We start from the raw sequence: 26,595 nt of genomic DNA, 5'->3' as shown, positions 1-26,595 counted from the left end.
GGAGGGTACTTTCATGAGTAAAGCAAAGAAGACAAAATTTATAACCGAGGATATCTTCAAATCCTCCCTTCTCGGAGCATTTAAAAAATTGAATCCCCGCTACATGATGAAAAACCCTGTCATGTTCGTGGTAGAAATAGGGTTTGTCGTGACCCTCCTCCTCTGCTTCTTCCCGAACCTGTTTGGGGATCAGGGCAACAACCTGCGCTTGTACAACGGGATTGTAGCGGCCATTCTTCTGATTACCCTGCTCTTTGCCAACTTCGCCGAAGGGGTAGCCGAAGGCCGGGGCAAAGCCCAGGCCAAAAGCCTGAAAAAGACCCAAAAGGATATGCAGGCCCGTATCCTGAGCGGCAGCGGCCAGGAAACCGTCATCAGTGCCAGTGACTTAAAAAAAGAGGATGTGGTGCTGGTTAAGGCCGGGGAACTGATCCCCAACGACGGCGAGGTCATGGAGGGAATTGCCTCGGTGGATGAATCCGCCATTACCGGTGAATCTGCACCCGTATTAAAAGAAAGGGGCGGCGATTTCGCCTCGGTTACCGGCGGAACAACGGTGACCAGCGACTGGCTGAAAATCCGCATTACCTCCAATCCCGGGGAATCCTTCCTGGATAAAATGATTTCTCTGGTGGAAGGCGCTTCCCGTAAAAAAACCCCCAACGAGATCGCCCTGAATACACTCCTGGTCAGCCTGACCATTATCTTCCTGATTGTGATTGTCAGCCTTTACCCTATGGCGGTGTACAGCGGTGTTCGTTTGCCAATTTCCACGCTGATTGCCCTGACCGTTTGCCTGATTCCCACAACCATCGGCGGTCTGCTGTCGGCCATCGGCATCGCCGGTATGGACCGGGTTACACGTTTTAACGTCATTGCTCTGTCCGGCAAGGCCGTGGAAGTCTGCGGCGACGTGGATACCATGATTCTGGACAAAACCGGCACCATCACCTACGGAAACCGCAGGGCTGCGAAATTTATCCCTGTAGGTAACTCAAATGAACAGGAGCTTATATATTATTCCCTTATCAGTTCACTGCAAGACGATACCCCGGAAGGAAAATCCATCATTGAACTGGGGGAACGTTTGAGCGGCAACCATCAGGAAGCCATCCCCGGCATGGAGTTCATGGAGTTTAGCGTCCAGACACGCATGAGCGGCGTCAGTCTTCCCGACGGCACCAGGATACGCAAAGGCGCTTCCGATGCGATTCAAACCTATGTACAGGATCTGGGCGGCTCCATCCCGAAAGATTTGGAAACCGAGGTCAATGAAGTTGCCAGGTTAGGCGGTACTCCCCTGGTCGTCTGTGCCGGCAGCCGGATTTTAGGAGTTATTTATTTGAAAGACACCATCAAGGAGGGGTTGGTGGAGCGCTTCGCCAGGCTCAGGGCCATAGGCATCAAAACCATCATGTGTACCGGGGATAACCCGCTGACTGCGGCCACCATCGCCCAGGAAGCCGGCGTGGACAGCTTCATTGCGGAATGCAAGCCGGAAGATAAGATCAAGGCCATCAAGGCCGAGCAGGCCGAGGGCAAGGTCGTGGCCATGACAGGGGACGGCACCAACGACGCCCCAGCCCTGGCCCAAGCCAATGTGGGCATTGCCATGAACAGCGGCACCACTGCCGCCAAGGAAGCGGCCAACATGGTGGACCTGGATTCCGACCCCACCAAGATTCTGGATGTGGTGGAAATCGGGAAACAGCTTTTGATCACCCGGGGTTCCCTGACGACCTTCAGTATTGCCAATGATATCGCCAAATATTTTGCGATTATCCCGGCCATGTTTATGGCGGTCATCCCCCAAATGGGGATGCTGAACATTATGGCCTTATCTACTCCCTCCAGCGCGATTCTGTCCGCTTTGATCTTCAACGCCATCATTATACCCCTCCTGATCCCCCTGGCCATGAAAGGTGTCAAGTATAGGCCGATGCGGGCGGAGAAGATGCTGTCCCGCAACATGCTGATTTACGGACTGGGCGGCGTAGTCGTGCCCTTCCTGGGCATCAAGCTGATCGATCTTGCCATTACCCCGCTATTGGCGGCTTTGGCCCTATAATAGGGCTAAACTTATGATCCCGCTGCCGGCGCTTTAGGTTAAGAATAGGAGGTTTTGATGATGAGTTCATTTTTGAAAGGAATAAAGAGGCCCTTCTTGGTGACAATAGCACTGCTTCTGATCTGCGGACTGGCTTATCCCCTGCTGCTTACGGGAATCAGCCAGCTCATCTTTCCCAAGCAGGCGAATGGCAGCCTGGTCAAGATAGATGGCCAGACCATCGGTTCTGAGCTTGTAGGGCAGGATTTCTCAGATGCCCGCTTTATGAAAAGCCGTCCTTCCGCTGTCAATTACAACACCTACACCCGGGAGGATCAAGAGAGAGGCAATTATACAAGAGTCGCTTCCGGTTCAAAGAACTACGCACCGACCAATCCGGAGCTTGTTAAACGGGTGGAAACCGATATCGCGGAGTTCCTGAAGGCCAATCCCTCCGTAAAGAAAGAAGCTATTCCTACAGACTTATTGACGGCATCCGGCTCCGGTCTTGACCCTCACATCAGCCCCGCATCGGCCGCAGTACAGATACCGGCTCTGGTTAAATCCACGGGTTTGGCGAAGGAAACACTGGAAGCCATCGTCAGAGAGAATACCCAAGGTAAGCTTCTCAGTATTTTCGGAGAAGAAACTGTCAACGTATTGATGGTGAATCTGGACATTGCCAAGGAACTGGGACTGCTTAAACAAGCAACTAATTAAAACATGGTGTTGTTATAATACCTTCATAATAGATAGGGGGAAAATAATTGACCCTACCCGTCAATTATTTTCCCCTATCCAATACTTACAAAAAGGTAAGTATTGCACAAAAAAGTGCCTGCTTGCCGAATGCCTGTTTTCAACCTATTATACTGGATAACTAAAAGGTAATAAAGATTTATGTCAAAGTTGGTCGAATACAGTATATTTGTCGTATTATTTGAAATAACTATCTTTTAGGTTTAAACATTTTTAGCAAAGGAATGAACGTGATGCAACGTATTGAACAGGATTTATACCAATTTAGTACATATATTCCGCCGATTGATCTCTCATTTCACCAGTATTTACTTACGGCAGATGAACCGATTTTATTTAAATAAGCCCCAGCTTGGCAGCGACAGGTCACGGTCCTTGCCTTAGGTTAAAGTAGGTGGTTATAACCCTGTTTTATTTTGCATTTAGCCGCAATTACATCAAAAAATTAAGGAGTGTTAGAACAAATGATCGACGAAAAGCTTATGGAAGTACTCACTACCCCTCCCGATGCTGCCCTTGCAATTGTTACACAGGGCTTAAATGAACCCCATGTAGTAAATTCATGGAACAGCTATGTACATGTGACTGGCGAAGGAAAACTACTTATCCCCGCAGGCGGGATGATCGAAACGGAAAAGAACATTGAAAGAAACAACAACGTTAAATTAACAATAACGAATAGAGAAGTTGAGGGTAAAACCTATAAAGGGACAGGCTTCTTGATTAAAGGCACTGCAGGTTTTATAAAAGAAGGTTCGGATTTCGATACAATTAGAGCGAAATTCCCATGGGCAAGAGCAGCACTAACAATAACAATTGAATCAACGGAGCAAACTCTCTAGTATTGTCCGAAAAACGGCCTCTCCGCCGAAGATGACCGTTTCAGCCGGTTTTCTGGATTCGATGTAATCCGCAGTCTGCTCAGGGAGCCTACTGTCTGTCAGAATGATCGGAGCCTTGGTTTTCGCCACATAAACGCTGCCGGCCAAGGCGTCCGGAAAATCCTTTCCGGTGGCTACACACAGGGTCTGGCTTCCCAAATTGAAGTATTCCGCGATAGCCAGTGAGGTAAGGCATCAAAACATGAACTCACAGAATGGGAACTGTGAGTTCTTTTATTTGTGCATAAATTTTCGGATATCCTTTTGTGTGTCTTATTGAATTAATGCCCCCTGTAGCTTAACAATTTATGCTTTTTGTTATGATATCAACAGGATAACATTAAGTTCTTTATATTATATAGGTAGATTTAGTTGCCACGAAACTCCAAAACGGTCATTTAACCATCCGAACTTTTTACTGAAACCATAATCCCCTAAAGGCATAAGCGCTTGTCCGCCTTCGTTGAGTTTCTGATAAAGATTGTCCAATTCTTCTTCAGTATCACAAGTAACATAGATGGAGAACGATGGTGTAAAGGAAAACTGATGCTTCACATTACTGTCAATGCACATAAATTCTTGTCCTTTTAAGGTGAAAGCAGCCTGCATTACAGTTCCTTCATCCCCACTGTCATTGGCACCATACCGAACAATTCCTGTAATTTGAGAATCACTAATAAGAGATATGTAAAAATTCATGGCTTCTTCTGCTTTGCCATCTTGAAACATTAAAAATGGTGTGACCTTTTCCATTATAAATCGACTCCTTTTAGCATCTATTTTTTAACTTATAATTCAACTTGTATTATAATATACATTCTTTTAGTAACCTAACCGTCAGTTCAATAACAATTATATCAAATAAATACATCTTCATTTATTATTTGATATAATATGAATGTTGTTAGGTTCAGAATTACCCAAAAGAATTCAGTATAAAAAGGGGCTTACTTCACATGATTCATTCTTTTTTAATGATTGGACAGTCAAATATGGCTGGCCGGGGTTTTTTAAATGATGTTCCACCTATTTATAATGAACGCATAAAGATGCTCCGAAATGGACTTTTTCAATTTATGGAGGAACCCATAAATTATGACCGTTCAATTGCCGGGGTTGGTCTTGCGGCATCTTTTGCCGCCGCATGGTGTAAGAAAAACAAGCAGAATGAAATAGGTCTTATTCCCTGCGCCGAGGGAGGCAGCAGTCTTGATGATTGGTCAGTGGACGATGCACTCTTTGCCAATGCAATAGCACAGACAAAACTTGCTCAACGCATTAGCACATTGGACGGAATTATTTGGCACCAAGGAGAAGCTGAGTCTCATTCAGGAAAGTACCGTGACTATCAGGATAAGTTTTTTATAATTATTGAAAGACTGCGCCAAGTACTTAATGTTCCGGAAATTCCTCTGATCATTGGCGGTCTTGGTGATTATCTTGGCGACGGCATAATGGGAGGGTATTTTAATGAATACACTCAAGTCAACGAAGAGCTTAAAAGGTTTGCCCACAGTCATAACAACTGTTATTATGTCACAGCCGAGGGACTGACTTGTAATCCGGACGGTATTCATTTAAACGCTGTATCCCAAAGGATTTTTGGTCTGCGCTACTATGAAGCCTATGACCAAAAATGTCATATCCTCGCGCCTGTTAAAAATGAAAACAAGGCTATTGAGATAGATAGCGACAGACCACATACCAAGACCGAAAAAGCACAGATGATAAACGTACTCTTTTTTGGCGGAAAGATTTCTTTTAAAGAATATCAGCAGAAGATGTCACAAATCGGCGACTAACAAGGCTTCAAGATTTATCATCCCCATACCCTTGGCTTTTCTGCTGGTTTAACTATTGTTCATTAATTGATCCAAACCAGCTTCTGATGTCAGCTTTTCAAGATTATCAAATATCCTTTCTTCGTCCCAGTTCCACCACTTAAGCTTTAGTAAGAACTCAACCTTTTCATCACTGAATCGTTTCTTAATAAATTGGGCTGGGTTACCGCCATAGATGGTATAAGGCTCAATATTTTTTGTCACAGTTGAGTCAGCGGCAATAATCGCACCATCACCAACTTTGACACCCGGCATGATCGTAACATTTTGGCCTATCCAAACATCATTGCCAATCACTGTATCCCCCTTGAAAGGCAGCTCCTCTCTTGTAGGAGTGACCTTTTCCCACCCATTTCCAAAGATATTAAAGGGATAGGTTGTAATTCCATCCATTCTGTGGTTTGCTCCATTCATGATAAACTTAACACCCTCGGCAATTGCACAGAACTTGCCTATTATCAGCTTATCCCCCAGGAATTCGTAGTGGTGCTCGATATTATCATAAAATTTCTCCGGAGATTTTTTATTATCGCTATAATAAGTATAGTCTCCAATCTCGACATTGGGCCTTTTAGGCAGATTACTTATATAGCAAACCGTCTTGATCGTTTCATTGGGATAAAGTTTTTTCTTATCTGGTCCCGCCATAGAATGCTTCCTCCTTTTTCAAAATCTTATAAACCCCTAAATCAGTTTACCCATGATAGCAAAATCTTTGACCTCTTGTAAAATCACTTTTTTGTCAATATTTTGTTATCCAAATTCCCGATCTCAAAGTTTAGACGGTCCGGTCAGCTTCACAGCTAAAACAGCACATAAATATACGCAAAGACGAACCGGCGAAAGAGTGACGCTTTTCGGCGGACCTGATCCGCCAGCGCCCCGGCATAGTCCAAGAGCTGATCCAGCTCCTGCTCTGTAAGCATCTGCCGGCTAAACCGTGCTTTCAGTACTAACTCATATAAATTTTCCGGGATCTCAGCGCTAAAGCTCAGATCGGATTTTGGGTGCGGGAGGAGCTGCAACATATAATCATAAACAGCAAGCGCCCCTTGGTTATGATCTTCTTGCCTAAACCTCTTGCGCCGTGAAGCAACACGCAGCTTTCTGTTGATCAACAAGGCCGGCAAGGGCAAAGCAATCACCGCTAAAAAGAAGATTACCCTCAACTGGGTGCTGATAACCATACTTTGAGGTCCTCCCGGCCCTCTTTCCCCTCCCTCAATCTCATTGGGAATCTGCAGTTCGGAAGATTCACCGGAAACTTCTTCCTCCGGGGCTTCACCGGAAAACTCCTCCTGAGGCACATTGGCTGCTTCCTGAGCCGGGGCGACCGCCCCGGTTTGATGATCAACTACCCCGTTATAAACGCCCGGCGTGGCCTCCACCGGAACCCAGCCCACACCGCTGAGATAGATTTCCGCCCAGGCGTGGGCACGGGAATCCGGAATATCCACCCAGCCATCGGGACCTGCCAAATCATGCGAAGATAGGGTGTACCCCTCCGCATAACGGGCCGGAACCCCCGCGGAACGGAGCAGCGCCACTGTAGCGGAGGCAAAATGCATGCAGTACCCCCGATGATTTTCCAACAGGAAATACTCGACAAAATCGCGCCCTCCCGGCAGCAGGCCCGGCGAAAGGGTATAGGTATTTTCACTGTGTACCTGATCGATAATGGCCCTGGCCAGGGAGCGGGGCCAGGGAAAATGTTCTGTGTCTAAACCATGCTCCCTGCGATATTGGTCCAGCTTGCCCCTCAGTTCTTCGGGAAGCTGAGTATAGTGTGCATAAACAAAGGAAGTGTAGGCCTGGGCGGCTTGGGCAAAAGCAGCTTGCTCCGGGGAAAGGAGCCCCGCCAGCCGCTCCGGCATCCTCCACTCATCCAGTTGCCGGCTGCTGCTGTCAAAATCCCTTTGGAAATTCCTGTCTAAACCCAGGTCGCCTAAGCCTCCTCCCCCTATCCAGGCATACCGCAAGAAATTCCCGACTACGCGGGTATAAAAACTTGTATTTTGATAATCCGCCGGGAGGCTGATTGCTTGCATACTGTATTGCGGCGTGCCGAACAGGTAATTACCGGATCTTAAATAGCCGTCATTGACAAAATCAAGGCCCGGCAAGGTATCCGGCCCGGAAATCAAACCATATGGAGTATAAATGCTGCGGGGATTGCCCCCCACATTCCGGACCACCAAATCATATACGTACAAGTCCCGATCCAGATTGGAACGGAGAAAATTGGTAAACAGGGAGGGGAAATTCTGTACTTTTTGTTCATTTAACAGCGCATTCAGTTCCCGGTAATCTTCCTCCCCCAGGGCTTCCCAGCTTTGGCCGGTATAGACACTGCCTGCGAAGCCCTTTAAATAGTCCGTATCCTTTTGGGAAGATTGTACCTGCAACACCGTTCGCCCTGTATAAGCGATGTCCCCGGCAAATTGCAAATTGACCCGATTGACATTTCCGGCAACCCCTCCGCTGCGGAACAGAGTTGTCATATTCGGCCTGCTGAGCAAGCCGCTGCGCAGATCCTCCACAACCTCGGAGCGCTGAAAGCTCTGCATCGGAAACAAGACGCCGACCAGCATCAAACAGTCAGCTAAAATAGGCAGCAAGATGAGGGATGCCGGATGTACCGCCGAATTCCTACCCTCATAAAACAGATTGCCCCTTTTGACAAAGCCCTTTTTACTGCGCAGAGAGGATGCGTTGAGCAGCAAAAATGCCCAAAATGTCAAAAGCGCTGTCACTGCGGCATAATGAGGAATGATGGCGAATACCAGGGAGACCGCTAAAAAGGGAGTTGTGAGCAGGAAACAGAAAAAACTGTTCTTCCTGTGAATCAGCAGCCAGGCCATAAGAAACGTTGTAAGCAACAGGACGAACACCGCAAACACCGTACAGGAAATAGTGATTTCCCTTAGGCCGGCCGGCTCGGCAGGCCAGGTGATAAAGTTATAGTTAGCCTTTTGGGCATAGGCAGCTATAACATAATTAACGGTGCGGATAAGCCCTTGACATAAAGGGTTCCGCCAGGCACCCGGCAAACCGTCTTTCAGAAAAAACAGGCTGCCCAGGCAGGCAATAAACAGAATTGGCAGCCAAATACCCCGCCTGCCTCCCCGCTTCTTTAAAAACAGGACTGTAAAGCCGGCGGAAAACAGGACTGTGCAGGGAATAACCACCCACCAGAAGACAGGTATGGGAAATGCCGTATAAAAACAGCCGTATGCAGCGGAAATCCCCAGCAGCAGCACGAAAAAATAAAAAAGGAAGCGCTTCGTCAAGGAGACTTCCGCCGCAATCAGGCGGGGATTGCCCAGGTTCAGGCTGCTATTCGGTTTTTGCTGTTGTTTTTCTTGTTTACCGGCAAGTTTCATAGCAAACATTCTCCTTTGAGTGAAAAGCATTATAAGGTAAGACTGCTCAGGCTTTCTCCCATATGCTCCGGATCGATAACCGTCAAGTTTACCCCCGGGACCGCAGCCAGGGACGGAGCCATTTTCTCCAGCTTATCGGGTTCCTCTACCAGCAGAATGCGGACCCGGCTTCCCGACATCCGCTCCCCAAGCAAAGCCATGGAGTCCTGGGTAATCCCTGAGCAGAGGTAGATAACCTGGGAATACCGGGCATAGCCGCAACCACTTCCGCAATTCGTCAAGGACAACGGCTGCCGCTGGAGCCTGTCTGGGGAGAGCAGGGCACTCAATGCCGTGTTAAGGTCATCCTGACCGGCGATCCTGGTACGGGCGAAGCCGCCCTGCAGACCGTCATACCCCTCTATTTCATGGAGGATCTGATGTTCCAGAAGAAAACAGGACAAGGAATAGAGGCTATCCAGCAGACCATCCAGTTGCTTAGGGCGGCCATTCAGATCAAGCAGCAGGAGTACGGCTTCAGACATTGGCAGGCCGAAATCCTTGACCATCAAGTGATCATGCCTGCCGGAAAGCTTCCAGTGGATTCTGGTCAAGGGATCCCCGTTTCTGTACTCACGGATAGCAAAGATTTCCCCGGGGTCGTCCCCCGCTTTACTTGGGGAAAACTCATCACTTTCTGTATCCTGCTGGATTTTTGAGCCCCCGGCCAGGCTGGTAAGGGGATAAACCGAGGGCAGGACAAACACAACCAGGCTTTCTCCCAGAGCTGTTTTTTTACGGAAGGAAACTAATCCGAGATAGTCATAGATCCGCAGCTCACTAATCCGGCAGTCCAGTTTACCGCAATACCGGGAAGAAAGAACCTGCTCCACGGTTTGCCCTGAAGGCCCTGCCGTGATAAAAAGGATTTCTGTTTGTTCCTCCTGCAGCAGTTCATTGCGTATGGCCAATTTCACCCTGACCCGGCAAGCCAGAAATGTGTTATTTTTCACTTTCAAGCTTAAGACCAGAGCCTCCCTTTTCTGTATGGCAACGCTTTTCTGCAGGGAGGCGCTTTTTATTTCCAGTTCCGCCCTTAGGCCGCGAACGGACAAAACCGTCATCAACAGGGAAACAGCCGGAAGAGCCAGAAAAAAAGCCAAAACGAAGAAGGAAAGATAATCCACCAGAAAGATATGAAACACTGTTGCCGCCAGCAGCAGCAGGCCATATTCCACTCGTTTTTTCACCATCTTCCGGACCTCGCCCGGACAATACCCGGCGGGGAAACTGCTTTGATGACATCCGTCAACAGACTGTGAGCTGTCGTATTGCTGATTCTTGCCTGGGAATTAAGGACCAGGCGATGTTCAAAAACATCGAAGAGCACAAACTGCACATCCCAGGGGATAACATAATCCCTTCCGGCAAGCCAGGCGGCGGACCGGCTCATCCGCACCAGCCCAATCGAGCCGCGGGGGCTCACGCCAAGGCTGATCAGAGGATGCTCCCGCGTGGCGGCAGCGAGACGGACGATATAAAGGTAAATATCCTCGTCAAGATGTACGGCTTCTGCCTGCTGCTGCATCTGGATAATTTCCTGGGCATCCACTACTTGCCTGACAAGCTTCAATACTTCGCGCCCCTGCTTTTTCTTTAAGATTTTCACCTCATCCTCTAACTCCGGGTATCCCAGGGAAAGCCGTACCATAAAGCGGTCCATTTGGGATTCGGGCAAAAGCTGGGTGCCGGCTGAGCCCACAGGGTTCTGGGTAGCGATGACAGTATACGGACCGGGAAGTTCACGGGTGACACCATCCAAGGTGATACAGCCTTCTTCCATCACTTCCAGTAAAGCGCTCTGGGTCTTGGCACTGGCTCTGTTGATTTCATCCACCAGCAGTAAGTTGCACAGGGCTGCTCCCGGCTGATACTCCAGTTGACCGCTGACCTTATTGTAAACGGAAAAACCAACAACATCCGCGGGCATGATTTCCGGCGTGAACTGGATTCGTTTATAGTCCAGGTCCATGGTTTTAGAGAAAGCGAGAGCCAGGGTAGTTTTGCCTACCCCGGGAGTGTCTTCCAGTAAAATATGGCCTTGCGCTAAGACGGCCATCAGCACTTTGCCAATGATCTCCTCTTTGCCGATAACGGCTTTTTCGATTTCTTTTATAATAGACAGTGCCTTTTGATGCCTAAAAACGCTTCCTGTATCCGGCGAATACAACAAAAAACCACCCGCCTTTCCGTCCAATTCATTTATTGCCTTCTGGATTAGTGAAGATTTGAACATGGTTACGCAAACAATCCGTAAGTAATTCACTTCCTATTATAATGCATTTCTTATGCATTTTGTTTAAGATTTTCTAGTTTGCCATTTTCCTAATTCTTCCTCCTCAAAACGGCAACGTAAGAGTAATCACTCGCTGTTATAAACTTCTATAGGTAAACTTATGATATATCAAATACCTATGCTTAAAAATGACGTCTTAACCACAGAAGGCAGCAGTAAGTTCAAATTCACTGCTGCCTTTTATCATTTGAGAAAATTTATTTACTTTACCTCATACACCTTGCCCATAAATAAAATGGTCCCGGTTTGATCATCCGCAATCACGAATAAAAACGGCCGGTCGGCGATGAAAGCCAGCGGTTCCGCTGCAGACGTCGGCCGTATTTCCACTGCGGTCGCCGCTGCTGCTTCACTGCCTTCTTCATTAACCTCGATGACCGCCTTGTGCAACACCCGGCTGATACAGACATCATCGCCGATTCCGGAAAAATCGGCTTTATCCGTAAAGGCTTCCCCCATCCCGAGGGCTGTCAGGCTGTCGTTTAAATTCTTGATCCCGTATTCCAGCTTGAAACGGGGCAACTGCAAATTGACCTCATTCCGCTCCGTGATGCTCTCCTTGATCCCCTTCCATCGGCCTGTATCCAGCGTGGCGATAAAATCATTAATTGTTTGGTCTTTCTCCGGCAAAATGCAGTACATTGCCGCCTTGCCGCTTCCATAGGGAAGCCGGACCGCTTGGAAATCGTCGCCCTTTCCGTATTCAACGTTCCCTGTCCTGCTCATCATCATGACTTCATTGGTGCCGCCGTTCCCTGCCCTGAATTGTGCCTTAACCGTATTCTTGCTGTCAAATTGCTCAGCCCAATCCCCCTTGAAGTAGATGGCATTGATCAGGTACATGATAGTATCTGAAGGTATCGGGGAACTAATGATCTTATCTATTTTTTTATTGGTCGCTTCGGACACCCATTGATTGATTTGATCCGGGGCATTGGCCTTACTAAAATCAAGAGGGGTCACGGAAGCCTTGAAGCTATCCTTGTTAGCTGTCAGGAAATCCTGCTTGATCTCCTCTCCTTCTCTCACCCACAAGGAATTGCTGATATTTAATTCCACCTTGTCATCCAGTCCGTTCAAATACGGAATCAGGTTTCGATAGCTTTCCTTGAGCTTTGCGTCTTCAATCCCGGTATATCCCAAAACCCCGGCCATAGCTTCTTTCGTCGCAGCTCCGGCTCCCTGGTAGGTCATGGCCAGGGCGGTGGATATGCTTAAAGGTGATATAAGGATATTCTGCTCCCGGTCCTCTTTGTCCAATTGTTTGAAACTATCGAAGGCAAAACGTGAATTCCCTTCGACAGCTTCCATACTGATTTTATCTTGATCAAAACTTTGGTTGAGAACCGGATTAGTTTGTCCGGACTGGGCGGGCTCGGCGGTACACCCTGCCAACAGGCTTACTGCCGCAATAAAGGCAAGCGGCAGGCAAAACCGTCTTTTCATGGGCTCAACTCCCTTTTAATTAAGATTTACTCCCTACTAAATACTTCTTGGAATTCCTTTCCTTATAATTATGACGTAAAAAAAGCTGCCCACCTGACGCTATGGATTTTCTCATTACCAAAAATCAATTTATCAAAACCAGCAATGCCTGATTTGCTTTGATCAGCCTTTCATTGATTATTCGTTTTTAATTACTTCGTCCGTCTGCTTATAGACGTCTGGGACATATTTGACCTCAGCAAAATTCTTTGTTACTAATTCGGTCTCTAATATTTCCCCGCTTTTCCTTCTGATTATTTTATTTCTCCATAGTTCATTTTTTCGGAAATATTTATTCCCAATTTTTAAAAACTGATGGTTTTTTTCAAATACATGATAAGCAAAGTCCAGGTCCTGATCGACCCTCAGTTCTCCTTCCAAGCACTTTTCCGAAAGCCAAAGTCTTAGTTGGAAAGTATATGGGGTACAATTCATAAACTGATAGTCTATATAGTTATAAAACACGGTTGCCCCACTACCAAAGGGCAGCACCCTTCTGTCATCTGGAAAAGGATCGAAACTGTGATGATACCGTTTAGTAACAGTCAAAGGACTATGAATAACCAACCAATGGATTAGGTTAGCTATCTGACAGATACCACCGCCAATGCCAGGCTTTGCTTCTCCGCAAGACAACAATATACCTGGCAAATATCCCTTACGCTTAGTTGTAAGTCCTACTAGTTTGCAAAAAGAAAATGTTTCACCAGGCGGTATAATAATGCCATCAATCCGCTCGATGGCTATTGAGAGATTTTTAACTTTGTTATATTGCAACTGCATGTCTGTATCACCGAGTTTTCTAATCAGTACCGACTGATGTTTCTTCACCCGGTATGGCAGCTTTTCGGTACTTTTTAGAGAAGAAAACGTTTTGCCTTCAAAGCTCCACTTTAAGTATGTGATCAATCTCCGAAACCATACCGATAAAAAGTAGAATATTGGATGTACTTCGCTTAACAACCTACGAGCTGTATCTGCTAACATAAAAGTGTACCACTTAGACATGGTTTGCTAACAAAAAAGTTGACCACCCTGAGCCCTAACCTGTTATGCTCGATTTGTCCAAGAATCAGCAAAACAGGAGGAAGGAATGCTTAGAATGGTCGACAAAGAGTATATCAGAAAGAAACATTTTTTGGAAGGATGGTCAATCCGAGAACTCAGTAGACAACTGAAGATTTCCAGGCAAACCGTAAGGAAAATGCTAAAGGATGGTGAAATACCGAAGTACCATCGAAAAAAGCCTAAACCCAGTCCGGTCATGGATCCTTATCGAGACGTCATAGAAAACATCTTAGAAATGGATACAAATGCTCCACCAAAGCAGCGGCATACCTCAGCTCGTATTTATGAACGACTTCATGATGAATATGGATTCAAAGGCGGAGAATCAACGGTCCGACGCTACGTGCGCAGTTTAAAAGATGTAAAGAATGAGTGTTTTCTTTTGCTCGAAGCCGCACCAGGCGAACAAATGCAGATCGATTTCGGGGAAGCCCAAATCTATTTAAAAATAAGCTTGTGAAAGTTTTGTTATTCTGTATGCGCTTAAAGCACAGCAGCGTACCGTTTGTTATCGCTTTCCCAACCCAACGTCTTGAAGCTTTTCTTGAAGGCCATAATCGTGCCTTCGCATATTTTGGAGGTGTTTGTAAAGAAGGCTTGTATGACAATGCCTCTACTCAGGTCGTTAAAATCCTTGAAGGTCCCGAACGAGAAGAACACACTTGGTTTTCCAGTCTGAGGGCTCACTATCTCTTTAACAGCTTATTTGCCCGACCTGGTCGTGGAAACGAAAAGGGCAGCGTTGAATCTCTTGTTAAATATGTACGTAAACGCGCTTTAGTTCCAGTTCCATCGTTTCAGACATGGGATGAATTGAATGCTCATCTGCTTTCTTGGTGCCAAAAAGAGAAAGAGAAGCATATGGATCAATGGCTTGAAGAACAAAAAGCTCTGCGTCCGCTTCCCGTCACCTCCTTCTCCGCTGCACGGCCAAAACCCGTTAAAGTGGATTCTTATGCTTTAGTTACGGTCGATCGTAACAAGTATTCCGTTCCATGCCAGTATACTGGCCAAGTGCTTCTAGCCAAAGCGTATGTGGATCGTGTAGACATCATCCATCTTAGCCAAATTGTAGCAACACATCCTCGCTGTTATGCCCGAGGTGAAGCTATCCTTGAAATCTTGCATTACCTACCCGTGCTTCAGCACAAACCTCATGCCGTCACCCATGCTAAAGTGGTGAGGCAGCTCCCGGCAGTGTTTGGACGTTTACGTGAACGAATGGTCGGGGTCCATAGCCGCGGCTACAAAGACTTTCTTGAAGTTCTGCTTCTGCTGCGTGACTATTCCGTTGCCGAACTGACCACAGCGTTGGAATTGCTGGGTGAATCTACGATCACAGCGGATACTATCCGCCAAATAGTATCAGGAGATAATGTTCAACCCCAAGTCTATTCAGAAGCCATCACGACCATTGATGATGCGACGAAATACGATCAACTTCTAGCGGAGGTGATCTAATGGATGCCTCTGCCATTATTGAAGCGCGGATAGAGCTGGCCTGTGGGCAACTACGGTTGCCGGGACTTGCTCAATACTATCGAGACATTGTTCGCGATGCTCTTGAACGGAATTCAGATCACTTAAGCTTCTTGGCAGCTTGCTTGGAATATGAGGTTGCCCGAAAACAAGAGCAAAAACAATTAGCCTTACTTAGGCAGGCCAAATTTCCGGTCCTTAAAACACTGCAAGAATTTCAATTTACAAAGATCCCTAAACTGCCAAAAATGAAGGTAGAACAGCTTGCCGGGGGAGATTTTGTCGGTCACCACGAAAACGTTCTTTGCATCGGAAAATCTGGAACTGGTAAAAGCCACATAGCCATTGCTCTTGGGATAGAGGTTATGCGTCAGGGGTATCGGGTGCGTTTTACACCGGTTATGCAACTCATCCAGGAGTTGCAGCAAGCGGAATCGGAATACCGTCTTCCCCGTTATCTGAAAACCTGGAACAAATATGATGTCGTGATTCTTGATGAACTTGGGTATATCCCTTTGGGAGAAGGCGGCAAGCTTCTCTTCCAGTTTATTTCTCAGCGTTATGAACGAAGCAGCCTCATTATTACCTCTAATTTGGAGTTTTCCCGCTGGATCGAAGTGTTTGGAGATCCCGCTTTAACCACCGCACTATTGGATCGACTGACCCACCATTCTCACATCCTTGTGTTTGATGGCGAATCACACCGATTCCGTGAGCGCTTAAGCCGCTCAGAGGAGGTGTGAAGTGGTGAGTAGAAAGACGACGATTCACTACAACCGTGAGCAAGACCAGTGGTGTGTCAAATTAAATGAGCGGATGTATCCCTTACACTGTGGAGAATCCTTTCTGTTGCATATAGGAAAAACCACGTTTTCATGCCAATTGGAGTTAGATGCTAACTGGTATGTCATTGTTCAGGAAACTCCCTTCGTGTTGCATCCAACGACTATTTATAGCGTGAGCATGTGAGAACGTCTAGTGGCAACAGATAAGCCTATCTTAATCCAGCTTGAATACGTTAAAATGGAGGAAATTACGTGAATCGATTCAACCGCGACCTTAAAAATCTAATTCAAATACTGCTCAAAAATAATGTACCGGCAATTTATCCTGCAGAAATAGCCCGCATGCTGCATTGTGAAGTGGAAATGATTCAAACTATACTCTTTCAGATGGTAGAAGAAGAGAAGCTTGAGCAGGCGTATGAACTGCATTGTGGCGAATGCGGTGAGATCATGTGGGTTTATGAGGACCCGGACCAATTAGATGGTCCTTCATTTCCTTGTCATGGCTGTTACACTCAAATGGATTCCATTACTATGAACGAAACGGTATGTACATTCTATCCACAAGGGAATAAGCGAGTGGTTTATGCGTAACCCCAAAGATTGATTTGGTCTTGTCTGTGGATAGGTGGCTTAGTAGCCTAGGGTTACTCCGGCGGATAACTTACTTTCTCCTTGGTGATAGAGGCTGAATTTTTCGCGGCGCGTGTAAAATCTTCATTCGGACTACGTCCTCACTTCGATTTTACACGCGCACTCTCTCCAAAAGAAGAATATGTCATTAACATTCGTATGTATTTAACGCTAATTTTTTTGCCAGGGTAGGTCAACTTTTAAGTTATCAAGGTGGTCAACTTTTAGGTTGACAAATACACGAGCCATATTATCCTTTTCCCCACATCTCAAATGTATCTTTCTCTTCGTGAGAGCTTTAGAATCAGCCAAATCAGTCCACTCAAATATTTCTACGTTTTTTCCTCATGTCCTTCCTGTAAAGTAAAAATAACCCAATCAGACATAAAAAGAAATCCGCAGGAAAGGAGAACAAACATGTCCCCAAACACGACAACCTGTCGCGTTTTAGGACATGCCTGCTTTAAAATTGAACTCGCTTCTTCTCAATCTACATAACGGGCAGAGCCTTGAGTTACTTACCGATCAGAACTTCTCCCGCAAGGCCTTGTGGAGAAAATCATCGATCTTCTCCTTGTATAGGTTATGCAGCTCCGGGTTTGTTCCGGCAAACCGGGTCATTTCATAGGCTAATTCCTTAAAGGTCTTGAAGAGATTGTCATATAAAAAGGCGATTTTATTGGCCTCAGCCCTGCCATAAGCTTCATTCAAAGTCGCCTCCATTTGTTTAATGGCTTTGTAGCCCGTTCGCTCTTTCAGCTTGTCGTAGGAGGCTTGTTTATTTTCGATCGCCTGCTCCAATTTATTTTTCTCCAGCTTTAGCTCATGGGTTTCGGCTTTCAGGCTATCCCGTTCTCCGGCCAACCGGGCGCTCTTATCCTTTTCCTTGTCCAGATCCTCACGGAGAACTGCGCTCTCATGTCTGACCTGATCCCGTTCGGCCACGGCCTGCTCCCTTTCCTTCTGCGCCTCTTGCCGCTGCTCAACGGCCTCTTTCAGCTCCCGGGCGCTCATGCTTTCCACATCCGCCTCCACCAGGAACTGAACCCGCTCTTCCTTGGGAAGCCCTAAAAGAATCATAGCTTGCGCCGTTGTCAGCTGCGGCAGCATCCGGCCCGCTTCCTCAATCCGAATCCCCTCTCCGCCTTGAGTCACCACCTGATCCTGGGAGGACTCCCCGGCTACGGGCAGGAGAAAGTGTTCTCCGTAAGCGTCAAAGAGCCGCATGAAACGCTGGGCTGTTCTTGGCGAGTAATTGACCGATGCTTCCAGCCACTGCCCCCACTGTCCAGTGGGAAGTACGGATCGGACCTCTTTCAGCCTGCGCCCGATTTCGACGGCATGGACAAGGAAAATCTTCTCCATCTGCCGCTTTAGGGTGTTAATCTCCGAGGCAATCACCACGGGGGTCCGGTTAGCTGCCAATTCATCCATCATTCCATCCATCCTCTCCTGCACCCGGCAAATCTTCTGTCGGTTCTAACCATAGCATATGATTCGCCCGCTGAGGGTGACAACCGGCACGGGCATGTCCCAGAACGCGACATCGTGTCGCGTTCTGGGACATGCCCGCTTTCCCCTGTTTTTTAACCAAGCTGTAACCTCCGGGAAAATAAAACCATAAGATACAGAGACAGGCCGAATATCCGGTCTGCCAATAAAACAAGGAGTTGAATTGAATGGCCATTACTGCTGAACCTCTGAATTCAGGACTGGTGATAGTCTATCAGGACGGAACCACTCCCGCCGGCGCTCCGGTGAGCCGCCAAAAAAGCATCAGCTATGTGCGGTCCGATGCCTCAGAGGAAGCACTTTATGAAATCGCTCAGGCTTTGTTCAGCCTTTCCCTTCATCCGGTCCTTGATGTCCTGCTGAAAAAGAACTTCCGGCTGCTGGAAGAATAAGGAGCACGACAATCAGAGAAAGGAGGCAGCGCCATGGGTATTTCAACGAATAAAATCCTTAAGCTCAGCTTCACTACGGCAGGCGGGAAGACGTTCACTCTGTCGATTCCCAATCCCCGGGAGGATTTGAGCCAGGCTGAAATTCTCACCGTCATGAATAAGCTCATAACGAAAGACATTTTAATCACGACCAGCGGCACCATTACCGGGGCCAAGGATGCGAAGGTCATCGATACCGTCATCAATGATTTATTCGACCCGCCTCAGACTTAAAAGTGCTGAGTGCCCCCTGGGTCTCAAAAGAGAAACCCTTTAGACTGCCGGCCAAGGTCTCTTGGCCGGCAGCTAACCTCTCACAAGGGGAATCCTCTTTCCCTATTCAGGATCACGGTTTTCATCTTTAATGGTAATGACTTTGAACCCAGGAAACGGCTCTTCATTCATGAATTCAGATTCTCCCTCCTGCAGTGCTTTTAAAAGAATATCCATGGCATCCGTAACTTTAGCCGCCAGCTGAAAATACATCTTTTTATAGTCCAACATCTTATTCTATACCCCCTATTTCAAGCAGCGGCAAGGCTCCGGGTCATGACCCGGTCCTAACCTCTGCTTTTATAGGGGAAATTAAAAAGCGCATGCGAGGTTTTATTTACCCTACACATGCGCTATGCTTCGTAATTTGCTGAATCCTAAACACCTGAGCCCCATCACAACGTTCCTTTCCGCTGCCCGGGTCAGGAATAGGCTTAATCTCCTGCTGCGTGAAGCCGCACAGTCTAATCCCCGCCGACGTTCCGTTATACTCGCTTCACCCATAGCACGGGTACCTCGCTTGTGCTTAAATGGGCAGCATTGTATAATAAAAATGTCGTCGTGGACAGTCTGTTACGTGTAGGTGCCGTTTCACCTGCGCGTGCCTGGAAGTGCGCCAACACTTTCAGGTCACGGCGACTTTTTAATTTCCACCTATTCCTAATTATAGCTTTTTTGACGGGGATTGCAAGGTATGGGAAAGGGGTAGTGTTGAAAAAACTGGCTTGTCTGACTCGGGCGTCAAAGTATTTAAGATCGCGAAGTTCAACCTGCAGTTTTTGATGATACTTGACTCTTTGATACCATATTGAGCCACGCACTGTTTCCTTCCCGGTTAGTAAAACATATTTTCTCTTTTACTAATATGGATAGCACTAAACCGCTTCGCGGTGGTCTCCGTAATTTTAAGATGCCTGTTGCTGAACTGATATAATAATCAGTTCCTTTTTTATTACTCTCCTTTACAATTAGAGCTAATTTAGATTAAAGGAGATGTTCTATTATGACCAAAGAAGAAGTTCTGGAAAAGCTGAAATTCGATGTAGAACTCAGGGGGTTAAGCAAGAATACCCAAGATGAGTATTATACCAAAGCTAAAATCTTTCAGGAGTACTTTGATAGACCTGCTACTGAGTTAGGTGAGCAGGACATTAGAAAGTTCCTCCACTATCTCACTACAGAAAAAGGTCTCGCTTCTGGATCGGTAAATTCCTATAATAGCGGTCTCCGCTTTTTGTATGGCGTAACGTTGGATATTAATTTAAACATCAAGCAAATCCCTCGTCACCGTAAACAACGCAAATTCCCTGATATCCTTACTCAACAGGAAATTCAAACCCTTTTCAAGGCTTGTGATAATTTGAGAGATAAATGTATTCTAATGACCATCTATGGTGCAGGACTTCGCCTTAGTGAAGTGGCTTCCCTTAAAGTCTCAGATATTCATAGTCAAAAAATGCAGCTTTTCATTCGTAATGCTAAAGGCAGCAAAGATAGATATGCTCTACTTTCACAAGCTAATCTTGAAATTCTTAGAGATTACTGGAAGGCATATCGCCCGAAAGAATGGCTTTTTTACAGCAGGAACAAGACTGGCACACACATGACTTCCAAAGCTGTACAAAATGTTTTTCATAAATATATCAACAAATCAAAAATCACCAAAAACGTGACTGTCCATAGCCTGCGGCACAGTTTTGCCACCCACTTACTTGAATCAGGCATAAGTATCTTCCACATTAAGCAGCTACTTGGGCACTCAGATATCAGCACTACATGCTTCTATTTGCATTTACTTAAGATTGAATCTCTAAATGTAACAAGCCCTCTTGATCTGCTCGTTGAATTGGAAAAGCCTAATGGTTGAAGTTCAAGATATCTTCCTAAACTACGGCACTGACTATCGAAACAACCATAAGCTCACTCTGGTGCAGCATAAAGCGATGTCTGCCATTCAAAAATGTCGATCGTCACAGTTAGGCGGTCATATGGACGTTTGTGATAGTTGTGGGCATACTCGAATTTCTTACAATTCTTGTCGTAATAGACACTGCCCTAAATGTCAAACTCTTGCGAAAGAACGTTGGATTGAAAACCAGAAGAGCAATTTGCTTGACGTTGGGTACTTCCATGTAGTCTTCACTATTCCAGATACTCTAAATTTGATGGCCTATCAAAATCAGAAAGCAGTTTATACACTGTTGTTTAAGACGGTTGCCGAAACTCTTGCAGAATTAGCCTCTTACAAGAAATATCTCGGTGCAAAGATTGGTTTCACCTCTGTCCTCCATACGTGGGGGCAAAATCTTATGCACCACCCGCATATTCACTGCATTGTACCAGGTGGTGGATTATCCTCAATTGGTAAATGGGTTAATAGCAGAAAGAAATTTTTCATCCCTGTTAAGGTTCTGTCTCGAAAATTCAGAGGCAAATTCCTGTATTACCTTAAACAACTATACTGCCAAAATAAGCTTGAATTCCACGGTAGTCAATCGTATCTTTCCAACGATCATGAATTTGAAAAGTTACTCTCCCCTCTCTATAGCAAAGAGTGGATTGTTTACTGTAAACCTCCTTTTAAAAATGCTTCTTGTGTTGTCGAATATTTGGGTCGATATACTCACAGAGTGGCTATATCCAACAAGCGTATCGTCAGTATGGAAAACGGTAACATTGCCTTCAAATGGCGGGATTACAAAGATAGCAGCAAGCATAAGCTAATGACTGTTTCTGCTGATGAGTTCATCCGCAGATTTCTTATTCATATTTTGCCAAGCCGTTTTATGAAGATTAGACATTATGGCTTGCTTGGCAATCGTAACAGGACTACCAAACTGAAAATTTGCAAACAGCTTACTAATACGCCAGTTCTAATTAAAGAAGAGGCTTCCAATCTTCAGCTTATCCAAAAACTCACAGGACTGGATTTGTCCAAATGTCCCCACTGTGGATCGGACAAACTAAAGCGATTTATGGACTTTGGTAAATCTCCTCCTGCCGCCATAAAAATTACAAACTCTTAAAAGTGCCCTGTTATGGGGAGGGGGGAACTATGTCTATGTTGCCATATTTGATGTTGATTTTTCATAGTAGTTATTGCGTCTTAACGCTGATTCCGTAACAGTTCTCAAAACTAGACAGGAGAATACTATTCAATCCCCATACTGATGTGCTTTTCCCGGCGGTTTCGTGCTATCGTAATTATCCAAAGTTAGGCAAGAATCGGTTCCCCTAGATATGTGTATTTATATACTCAGGCTCTAATTTGGGCTTGAGCTTTTTTACGCCTAACTCCGGATAATTTGCTAAGGATAATGAGAATTTCAAATAATGTACAAATTATCCCTTATAATATTTTATTGCAAATTTTCCTACAGCTTGTGTTGCAGCCCAATCAAATGAAAAACCAACCGGTGCACCAACTAAAGGTACCATTTTCATAAAACTAGTCAAAGACTTTTCACCTGCTTTAGTAATAACTTTTCTTCCTACCACACTCCATATTTTCAGCATAATATCTTTAGTTATATATTTTTCCACTGCCTTTTTAGTTATAGCCTTTGAGGCCTCAATACCGATTTTTTTCAAGGCTTCCTTAGCAGAATCTCCAGCAAGAATCAAATATAAATCCGTTTTTAAATCAGTAGTATCCTTTGTATGCCCATATACATACGAAATAGAAAAAGCCATCGATGCCTGAATTCTCCATGAACAAATTAAATCAGCCGGAATAGTAACGGGCAAAGTAATTAATCCGCCAAGACCCGTAGCTGCACCTATAAATCCATTCTTTATAGATTTTCTATGCAATATTTTTTTTGCTAATTCATCACAACTAATACCTTTGTTTTGTTCAAGTAGTTTTTCTACATAAGCCTCAATAGTTAGATGGTCTGTTGATATTACATAATCCAATACGTGTTCTAGTGCATTTTGTAAATCACTACTACTTGTCGGCAGCTTTAGTTTGTTCATAACTTATCCACCTTTAAGATTATTTTTATCATGATTACTATTGAACTCCCGATTATTAGATTAACGGGTATATAGATAATGGGAGGTTCAGTAAGTGGGAAGCACTGTAACAAATTTAAGAATAATTATAATATTCCGTTAATTACCAGTACAGTTCGAAAAGCGAACAATATCATTCAATTCATAGGATTTTTTTTACACTAAGTTTAACTATAAAATTTTTAGGGTTACCGTCATCTTGTGTGTAGGTAAGAGAAAAATAAAGGTTGTCTTTAAAAGCATTAATGTCTTTATCACTAAACAGTTCCTCGCTACTTATTTCTCCAATAGCTCTATTTAGTGATAACTCATCAGGAAACGTCATCCCCGTGATGCTATTATAATTCAATACAGTGTTAGATAAGACAGGTTGCTGACTCCCTTGTTTATCCAGATAAATAGTCTTGGAATAAGACTTTATATTTCCTAATTTGTTGCCTACATACTGTATTTGACCACCGTTAACAATCTGTTTACCAGAAGAGATAATAATAATACCATTACTTAATCGAATATCATTACTTTCTCCTTCGAATGTATATACTTTGAATACTTGATTGTCAATTATTCTTTTATAAAAAACGGTTGTAGAAATAAATATTAGATTGGTAATAATTAATAAAATAATGATGAGCTTAGCCCAATTTTTTATCATATTACTTCTCCTTGTAATTAGTTTATTCCCAGCAATTACCTTAATTTAGTATGCTACATAATTTAATGCCAGTCATTACATTGTTTTGGCACATCTAAAAGGAGGGGTAGCGTTAGCTAACACCCACGTCCAATCAAGCTCACATTTTAGATATTCTTATTAAGCGGAGTATACATAGCGTACATTGATATTCTTAGTTTCTGATTCATTAGGGTTGCATTAAAATAATTTGTCCTTGTCAAATGGAAATCAGGAAAGATTTTTGATTCCTATAACAACCTTATATGGTACATACAACGCATGGCATCCTTCTCAAGTTTTAGCATACCTACTGAATCATCATAAAAATTTACTACATCCCACTTATCTTTAAAAAATCCTCCTTGGTAAAACATCTCTATCATAAATTGTCCTCCATAAAAATGCTAGGATTGCAGATAACGTCCCGAGGGTTTGCGACGTCGGGTTACTACATTCATATTATCTCCGATGTCGCGAAACCCTCTGTATATATGGCGTAACAGCTTTACCCCAAACGCTGCCACATTTCGTCTGAAAATGTACCACTTGTGACACTAGAAACCGAACCGGTCATGTGAACATGTCCGTCAGGATTAATGTCTATGTCAATGACTCCACCAGGCATGTGCACCTTCACCTGGTGATCAACTAAACCTAACTTAAATGCAGCGCTTGCTGCCGCACAGCTACTACTGCCAGATGCCAAAGTATAACCAGCTCCCCGTTCCCAAATCTCAATTCTAATATTCTTTCTGTCAAGGATCTTTAGAAATTGAATATTTATCCGATTGGGGAACATCGGATGGGTTTCAATAACAGGTCCTAATTCTTTGGCTAGCCCCTCTGAAATCATATCCATGGGAAACACGCAATGTGGATTACCTATCGATAGACACGTAATCCTAAACGAACCTTTATCCAATTCTAAGACTTCATCCACAACCTCGCGGGAAAGTCCTGCCACTGGGATGGATTCACTCAAAAAGGTTACGGCCCCCATGTCTACTCTTATTAATTCACCTTTTCCATCTAGTATAGTAACAAGTACCTTCCCACCCAAGGTGTCCAAAGTGAACCTGTTCGTGTTGATATAGCCCTGATCAAAAAGATACCTTGAAAAGATACGGATTCCGTTTCCACTTTTCTCGGCTTCACTACCGTCAGGATTTAGAATCCTTAGCTTCATGCTACCGCTATCAAGGATTGGTCCATATAAAATCCCGTCTGATCCTATTCCAAAATTCCGATGACAAATCAGTTCAATATTCTCCTTAGTTAAATTAAGCCTGGTTCTATTGGGATCGATAACTATATAGTCGTTACCCAACGCATGGTATTTTACATAATCTACTTTCACGTATTAACCCCCTCTATCAATTGACCACAAACACCTTTTCCGATAGCTGTTATGTGTTGTGCCCACTCTATATTTCTAGCCCGATCTTCTTTTTGAAGGTGTTTATGTGTCCTAGATGATGATTACCGTGCCAAGCGTAAAGACTAGTAGCCTTTTTGAGACTGACGTTTCCGATATCAGGGTGACGAAATTCAGAGTCTAGTTGCGTACTGGACAATGATCTTATTAATCGAACCCATCTTTTGTGTAACGATTCGACAAGTCTTAGAGAAACATCGACCGGCATATTCACAGCATCCTCTAGTTCGGCCCATTGGGCCTCGTCGTATGGTTTGATTGTGGGACAATCTTCTGTAAGCGCCAATTTAAACCTAACGTACCCGTTCATATGGCTATCAGCAATATGATGAACCACTTGTCTAATTGTCCATCCCGCTGGTCTATATGAACAGTTCAATTGTTCTTCAGACAAACCTCCAATGGATTTTAAAAGTAAATCTGGCAGTGCCTCTATGTGTGCAACTAAGCCTGGAATTTGCACGTCACTGACCTCTTCAGAAAAATTAAATTGACCAATAGGATATTTAAGCTCGTCCATTTAACGCAACCTCCTCTTCATCCTATAATTCTCGTCTGGCAAACCTACCCCGAAATAGGCATGACACATAACTACGGGATTCCCGAATATTTAGTTCGGGTATTCCTACTATTTTGGGAAATACCCGAAGTTAATTTCGAAGATTTCCCCTTTTTCAAAACAAATTTACTTTATTTCGGTACGTCTTACGAATATGCCACAATCATTTATGCCATATAAAAATTCATTCTTAACGTCCATATTCATTACCAACTTCGCCTAATAGACAAAGCACTACAATATTCTAACTAACTGAATACCATTTCAGGTTACTTTTGATCGGGTCCAGTCTTATTCTTTAGTTTAGGGAAGCGGTACTTCTATGGCTCCACTGCAAGCCACCCCTGCGCTCCCTCTTTCATTATTGCACAACGCTTGTATAAAATTTGGCGAACGGAGTCATAAAACAAAAAAGCCCCTACCTACATCGGAAAGTGAACCTGAGCTGTTCCACTTTTTCTTGCGCGGTTCGTGCCCGTTGCCTCAGTAGACAATATCAGCCAACATATTAAGAAAGAGCACGATACACAACAAACATACCGCGCTCCCGTTCAACCATCCGCAAAATGAGCGGACTTATAAATGGATCTTGCCGAAAAAGTAGCTACTTCTCAGGGCAGGCTACTTTTGTCTTCAGTACTTGCTCAATCTCTTAAAGGGATATATAATTAATTCATAAGAACTCGAATATAAATAAAGCTAGGACGTTACCGCGTCCTAGCCTGCACAACCAGTCGCAAAGTGGGCGACCATAGGGGTACGGAAAAAGTAGCTGCCGGTCAGGGATGGGCTACTTTTTCTTTTGCGTTATTTTAAACGCAAATTGAAGTATCAAAACAACCAAAGTTGCAAATGCAATCATCAAAGAAAGCGTTTGATACATCTTATCCATGGCATCACCCCCTTCCACGGGGATTAGCCGCCCACCCTGCTCCCTATTTAGTTGTACAAGCCTATTATATCACGTTTTTGAGCTCATTTGACCAAATTTAACGA

30 protein-coding genes are annotated in these 26,595 nt (G+C 44.8%); 13 read left to right on the top strand and 17 right to left on the bottom strand.

Annotated elements, in window-relative coordinates:
* Positions 1–13 precede the first annotated feature (13 nt).
* The 3 genes from kdpB to DESYODRAFT_RS08880 all read left to right on the top strand — a co-directional run bounded on the left by kdpB (position 14) and on the right by DESYODRAFT_RS08880 (position 3,648).
* Positions 14–2,068: a potassium-transporting ATPase subunit KdpB gene (gene kdpB / locus DESYODRAFT_RS08890; RefSeq protein ID WP_007782030.1), complete on the top strand. Its 2,055-nt coding sequence runs from the start codon at positions 14–16 to the stop codon at positions 2,066–2,068.
* Between the two features lie 60 nt (positions 2,069–2,128).
* Entirely contained in the window at positions 2,129–2,767 is a 639-nt protein-coding gene (locus DESYODRAFT_RS08885; RefSeq protein ID WP_042338377.1) for a K(+)-transporting ATPase subunit C, read from the top strand.
* Between the two features lie 503 nt (positions 2,768–3,270).
* Positions 3,271–3,648, top strand: coding sequence for a pyridoxamine 5'-phosphate oxidase family protein (locus DESYODRAFT_RS08880; protein WP_007782022.1), 378 nt, complete (start codon positions 3,271–3,273; stop codon positions 3,646–3,648).
* Here the strand turns inward: DESYODRAFT_RS08880 and DESYODRAFT_RS08875 are convergent.
* Both DESYODRAFT_RS08875 and DESYODRAFT_RS08870 read right to left on the bottom strand, forming a co-directional pair.
* Positions 3,628–3,864, bottom strand: coding sequence for a cell wall-binding repeat-containing protein (locus DESYODRAFT_RS08875; RefSeq protein WP_282433062.1), 237 nt, complete (start codon positions 3,862–3,864; stop codon positions 3,628–3,630). The genes DESYODRAFT_RS08880 and DESYODRAFT_RS08875 overlap by 21 nt on opposite strands.
* A gap of 177 nt (positions 3,865–4,041) precedes the next feature.
* Positions 4,042–4,440, bottom strand: coding sequence for a VOC family protein (locus tag DESYODRAFT_RS08870; protein WP_007782020.1), 399 nt, complete (start codon positions 4,438–4,440; stop codon positions 4,042–4,044).
* A gap of 203 nt (positions 4,441–4,643) precedes the next feature.
* Between DESYODRAFT_RS08870 and DESYODRAFT_RS08865 the strand changes: the two genes are divergently transcribed.
* Positions 4,644–5,489: a sialate O-acetylesterase gene (locus tag DESYODRAFT_RS08865; RefSeq protein WP_007782018.1), complete on the top strand. Its 846-nt coding sequence runs from the start codon at positions 4,644–4,646 to the stop codon at positions 5,487–5,489.
* Between the two features lie 48 nt (positions 5,490–5,537).
* Here DESYODRAFT_RS08865 and DESYODRAFT_RS08860 read toward each other — a convergent pair whose 3' ends face one another.
* The 6 genes from DESYODRAFT_RS08860 to DESYODRAFT_RS08835 form a co-directional block, all read right to left on the bottom strand.
* Complete coding sequence (locus DESYODRAFT_RS08860) at positions 5,538–6,176, bottom strand: Vat family streptogramin A O-acetyltransferase (protein WP_007782017.1); 639 nt, start codon at positions 6,174–6,176, stop codon at positions 5,538–5,540.
* Positions 6,177–6,331: 155 nt separating this feature from the next.
* Positions 6,332–8,911 carry a transglutaminase-like domain-containing protein gene (locus DESYODRAFT_RS08855; RefSeq protein ID WP_007782015.1) on the bottom strand — a complete coding sequence of 860 codons (2,580 nt, stop codon included), beginning with the start codon at positions 8,909–8,911 and terminating at the stop codon, positions 6,332–6,334.
* 29 nt (positions 8,912–8,940) lie between these two features.
* A complete protein-coding gene (locus tag DESYODRAFT_RS26605; RefSeq protein ID WP_007782013.1) occupies positions 8,941–10,143 on the bottom strand; it encodes a DUF58 domain-containing protein in 1,203 nt (400 codons plus the stop codon).
* A complete protein-coding gene (locus DESYODRAFT_RS08845) occupies positions 10,137–11,123 on the bottom strand; it encodes an AAA family ATPase (RefSeq protein ID WP_007782011.1) in 987 nt (328 codons plus the stop codon). The genes DESYODRAFT_RS26605 and DESYODRAFT_RS08845 overlap by 7 nt, the downstream gene beginning before the upstream one ends.
* Before the next feature lie 324 nt (positions 11,124–11,447).
* Positions 11,448–12,692: a serpin family protein gene (locus DESYODRAFT_RS08840; RefSeq protein ID WP_007782009.1), complete on the bottom strand. Its 1,245-nt coding sequence runs from the start codon at positions 12,690–12,692 to the stop codon at positions 11,448–11,450.
* A 177-nt stretch (positions 12,693–12,869) separates the two neighbouring features.
* Positions 12,870–13,718, bottom strand: a complete 849-nt coding sequence (locus DESYODRAFT_RS08835) for a VanW family protein (RefSeq protein ID WP_007782008.1) — start codon at positions 13,716–13,718, stop codon at positions 12,870–12,872.
* A gap of 106 nt (positions 13,719–13,824) precedes the next feature.
* On the opposite strand from DESYODRAFT_RS08835, the gene DESYODRAFT_RS29095 reads away from it, so the two are divergent.
* The 5 genes from DESYODRAFT_RS29095 (at position 13,825) to DESYODRAFT_RS08815 (ending at position 16,657) form a co-directional block, all read left to right on the top strand.
* Positions 13,825–14,259 carry a helix-turn-helix domain-containing protein gene (locus tag DESYODRAFT_RS29095; protein WP_242833578.1) on the top strand — a complete coding sequence of 145 codons (435 nt, stop codon included), beginning with the start codon at positions 13,825–13,827 and terminating at the stop codon, positions 14,257–14,259.
* Entirely contained in the window at positions 14,256–15,260 is a 1,005-nt protein-coding gene (locus DESYODRAFT_RS08830) for a Mu transposase domain-containing protein (protein ID WP_242833576.1), read from the top strand. Before DESYODRAFT_RS29095 ends, DESYODRAFT_RS08830 begins: the two co-directional genes overlap by 4 nt.
* Positions 15,260–16,021, top strand: coding sequence for an IS21-like element helper ATPase IstB (istB, locus tag DESYODRAFT_RS08825; protein WP_007782005.1), 762 nt, complete (start codon positions 15,260–15,262; stop codon positions 16,019–16,021). Before DESYODRAFT_RS08830 ends, istB begins: the two co-directional genes overlap by 1 nt.
* Positions 16,022–16,025: 4 nt before the next feature.
* Entirely contained in the window at positions 16,026–16,247 is a 222-nt protein-coding gene (locus DESYODRAFT_RS08820; RefSeq protein ID WP_242833471.1) for a DUF5348 domain-containing protein, read from the top strand.
* Between the two features lie 68 nt (positions 16,248–16,315).
* A complete protein-coding gene (locus DESYODRAFT_RS08815) occupies positions 16,316–16,657 on the top strand; it encodes a hypothetical protein (RefSeq protein ID WP_007781996.1) in 342 nt (113 codons plus the stop codon).
* 564 nt (positions 16,658–17,221) lie between these two features.
* Here DESYODRAFT_RS08815 and DESYODRAFT_RS08810 read toward each other — a convergent pair.
* A complete protein-coding gene (locus DESYODRAFT_RS08810) occupies positions 17,222–18,133 on the bottom strand; it encodes a DUF3102 domain-containing protein (protein ID WP_007781990.1) in 912 nt (303 codons plus the stop codon).
* Entirely contained in the window at positions 18,123–18,290 is a 168-nt protein-coding gene (locus DESYODRAFT_RS28060) for a hypothetical protein (RefSeq protein WP_157137140.1), read from the bottom strand. The genes DESYODRAFT_RS08810 and DESYODRAFT_RS28060 overlap by 11 nt, the downstream gene beginning before the upstream one ends.
* Before the next feature lie 85 nt (positions 18,291–18,375).
* Here DESYODRAFT_RS28060 and DESYODRAFT_RS08800 point away from each other — a divergent pair, with 85 nt between their 5' ends.
* Complete coding sequence (locus DESYODRAFT_RS08800; protein ID WP_007781988.1) at positions 18,376–18,600, top strand: DUF1659 domain-containing protein; 225 nt, start codon at positions 18,376–18,378, stop codon at positions 18,598–18,600.
* A gap of 33 nt (positions 18,601–18,633) precedes the next feature.
* Positions 18,634–18,873, top strand: coding sequence for a DUF2922 domain-containing protein (locus tag DESYODRAFT_RS08795; protein WP_007781986.1), 240 nt, complete (start codon positions 18,634–18,636; stop codon positions 18,871–18,873).
* 102 nt (positions 18,874–18,975) lie between these two features.
* Here DESYODRAFT_RS08795 and DESYODRAFT_RS28055 read toward each other — a convergent pair whose 3' ends face one another.
* Entirely contained in the window at positions 18,976–19,143 is a 168-nt protein-coding gene (locus tag DESYODRAFT_RS28055; protein WP_007781984.1) for a hypothetical protein, read from the bottom strand.
* 772 nt (positions 19,144–19,915) lie between these two features.
* Here DESYODRAFT_RS28055 and DESYODRAFT_RS08785 point away from each other — a divergent pair.
* Entirely contained in the window at positions 19,916–20,779 is an 864-nt protein-coding gene (locus tag DESYODRAFT_RS08785) for a tyrosine-type recombinase/integrase (protein WP_007781978.1), read from the top strand.
* On the top strand, positions 20,772–21,938 hold the full coding sequence (locus tag DESYODRAFT_RS08780) for an IS91 family transposase (protein WP_007781972.1): 1,167 nt from the start codon (positions 20,772–20,774) through the stop codon (positions 21,936–21,938). Before DESYODRAFT_RS08785 ends, DESYODRAFT_RS08780 begins: the two co-directional genes overlap by 8 nt.
* A gap of 316 nt (positions 21,939–22,254) precedes the next feature.
* On the opposite strand, the gene DESYODRAFT_RS08775 is transcribed toward DESYODRAFT_RS08780, so the two are convergent.
* The 6 genes from DESYODRAFT_RS08775 to DESYODRAFT_RS29090 all read right to left on the bottom strand — a co-directional run bounded on the left by DESYODRAFT_RS08775 (position 22,255) and on the right by DESYODRAFT_RS29090 (position 26,491).
* Positions 22,255–22,890, bottom strand: a complete 636-nt coding sequence (locus DESYODRAFT_RS08775; protein WP_007781969.1) for an EcsC family protein — start codon at positions 22,888–22,890, stop codon at positions 22,255–22,257.
* Positions 22,891–23,071: 181 nt separating this feature from the next.
* Positions 23,072–23,584 carry a hypothetical protein gene (locus DESYODRAFT_RS08770; RefSeq protein ID WP_007781966.1) on the bottom strand — a complete coding sequence of 171 codons (513 nt, stop codon included), beginning with the start codon at positions 23,582–23,584 and terminating at the stop codon, positions 23,072–23,074.
* 269 nt (positions 23,585–23,853) lie between these two features.
* Positions 23,854–23,988, bottom strand: coding sequence for a hypothetical protein (locus tag DESYODRAFT_RS29515; protein WP_007781963.1), 135 nt, complete (start codon positions 23,986–23,988; stop codon positions 23,854–23,856).
* 122 nt (positions 23,989–24,110) lie between these two features.
* On the bottom strand, positions 24,111–24,962 hold the full coding sequence (gene dapF / locus DESYODRAFT_RS08765) for a diaminopimelate epimerase (protein ID WP_007781961.1): 852 nt from the start codon (positions 24,960–24,962) through the stop codon (positions 24,111–24,113).
* 67 nt (positions 24,963–25,029) lie between these two features.
* Positions 25,030–25,560 carry a YfiT family bacillithiol transferase gene (locus DESYODRAFT_RS08760; RefSeq protein ID WP_007781958.1) on the bottom strand — a complete coding sequence of 177 codons (531 nt, stop codon included), beginning with the start codon at positions 25,558–25,560 and terminating at the stop codon, positions 25,030–25,032.
* 829 nt (positions 25,561–26,389) lie between these two features.
* Positions 26,390–26,491, bottom strand: a complete 102-nt coding sequence (locus tag DESYODRAFT_RS29090) for a putative holin-like toxin (RefSeq protein ID WP_242833574.1) — start codon at positions 26,489–26,491, stop codon at positions 26,390–26,392.
* Positions 26,492–26,595 lie beyond the last annotated feature (104 nt).

Source organism: Desulfosporosinus youngiae DSM 17734 (assembly GCF_000244895.1).
In the GTDB taxonomy this organism is placed as follows: domain Bacteria; phylum Bacillota; class Desulfitobacteriia; order Desulfitobacteriales; family Desulfitobacteriaceae; genus Desulfosporosinus; species Desulfosporosinus youngiae.
Note: the sequence above shows the minus strand (reverse complement) of the source record. Positions and strands in the feature narration are given on the sequence as shown.

What these genes read in the sequence shown, in the direction of transcription:
- DESYODRAFT_RS08775 (WP_007781969.1), bottom strand. Translation starts at nt 22,890, where the DNA reads ATGAACAAACTAAAGCTGCCGACAAGTAGTAGTGATTTACAAAATGCA.
- DESYODRAFT_RS08760 (WP_007781958.1), bottom strand. Translation starts at nt 25,560, where the DNA reads ATGGACGAGCTTAAATATCCTATTGGTCAATTTAATTTTTCTGAAGAG.
- DESYODRAFT_RS08780 (WP_007781972.1), top strand. Translation starts at nt 20,772, where the DNA reads ATGGTTGAAGTTCAAGATATCTTCCTAAACTACGGCACTGACTATCGA.
- kdpB (WP_007782030.1), top strand. Translation starts at nt 14, where the DNA reads ATGAGTAAAGCAAAGAAGACAAAATTTATAACCGAGGATATCTTCAAA.
- DESYODRAFT_RS28055 (WP_007781984.1), bottom strand. Translation starts at nt 19,143, where the DNA reads ATGTTGGACTATAAAAAGATGTATTTTCAGCTGGCGGCTAAAGTTACG.
- DESYODRAFT_RS08770 (WP_007781966.1), bottom strand. Translation starts at nt 23,584, where the DNA reads ATGATAAAAAATTGGGCTAAGCTCATCATTATTTTATTAATTATTACC.
- DESYODRAFT_RS08870 (WP_007782020.1), bottom strand. Translation starts at nt 4,440, where the DNA reads ATGGAAAAGGTCACACCATTTTTAATGTTTCAAGATGGCAAAGCAGAA.
- DESYODRAFT_RS29095 (WP_242833578.1), top strand. Translation starts at nt 13,825, where the DNA reads ATGCTTAGAATGGTCGACAAAGAGTATATCAGAAAGAAACATTTTTTG.
- DESYODRAFT_RS08865 (WP_007782018.1), top strand. Translation starts at nt 4,644, where the DNA reads ATGATTCATTCTTTTTTAATGATTGGACAGTCAAATATGGCTGGCCGG.
- DESYODRAFT_RS08860 (WP_007782017.1), bottom strand. Translation starts at nt 6,176, where the DNA reads ATGGCGGGACCAGATAAGAAAAAACTTTATCCCAATGAAACGATCAAG.
- DESYODRAFT_RS08855 (WP_007782015.1), bottom strand. Translation starts at nt 8,911, where the DNA reads ATGAAACTTGCCGGTAAACAAGAAAAACAACAGCAAAAACCGAATAGC.
- DESYODRAFT_RS08785 (WP_007781978.1), top strand. Translation starts at nt 19,916, where the DNA reads ATGACCAAAGAAGAAGTTCTGGAAAAGCTGAAATTCGATGTAGAACTC.
- DESYODRAFT_RS08885 (WP_042338377.1), top strand. Translation starts at nt 2,129, where the DNA reads ATGAGTTCATTTTTGAAAGGAATAAAGAGGCCCTTCTTGGTGACAATA.
- DESYODRAFT_RS08810 (WP_007781990.1), bottom strand. Translation starts at nt 18,133, where the DNA reads ATGATGGATGAATTGGCAGCTAACCGGACCCCCGTGGTGATTGCCTCG.
- DESYODRAFT_RS29090 (WP_242833574.1), bottom strand. Translation starts at nt 26,491, where the DNA reads ATGGATAAGATGTATCAAACGCTTTCTTTGATGATTGCATTTGCAACT.
- DESYODRAFT_RS08835 (WP_007782008.1), bottom strand. Translation starts at nt 13,718, where the DNA reads ATGTTAGCAGATACAGCTCGTAGGTTGTTAAGCGAAGTACATCCAATA.
- DESYODRAFT_RS08840 (WP_007782009.1), bottom strand. Translation starts at nt 12,692, where the DNA reads ATGAAAAGACGGTTTTGCCTGCCGCTTGCCTTTATTGCGGCAGTAAGC.
- DESYODRAFT_RS26605 (WP_007782013.1), bottom strand. Translation starts at nt 10,143, where the DNA reads ATGGTGAAAAAACGAGTGGAATATGGCCTGCTGCTGCTGGCGGCAACA.
- istB (WP_007782005.1), top strand. Translation starts at nt 15,260, where the DNA reads ATGGATGCCTCTGCCATTATTGAAGCGCGGATAGAGCTGGCCTGTGGG.
- DESYODRAFT_RS29515 (WP_007781963.1), bottom strand. Translation starts at nt 23,988, where the DNA reads ATGATAGAGATGTTTTACCAAGGAGGATTTTTTAAAGATAAGTGGGAT.
- DESYODRAFT_RS08800 (WP_007781988.1), top strand. Translation starts at nt 18,376, where the DNA reads ATGGCCATTACTGCTGAACCTCTGAATTCAGGACTGGTGATAGTCTAT.
- DESYODRAFT_RS08795 (WP_007781986.1), top strand. Translation starts at nt 18,634, where the DNA reads ATGGGTATTTCAACGAATAAAATCCTTAAGCTCAGCTTCACTACGGCA.
- DESYODRAFT_RS08880 (WP_007782022.1), top strand. Translation starts at nt 3,271, where the DNA reads ATGATCGACGAAAAGCTTATGGAAGTACTCACTACCCCTCCCGATGCT.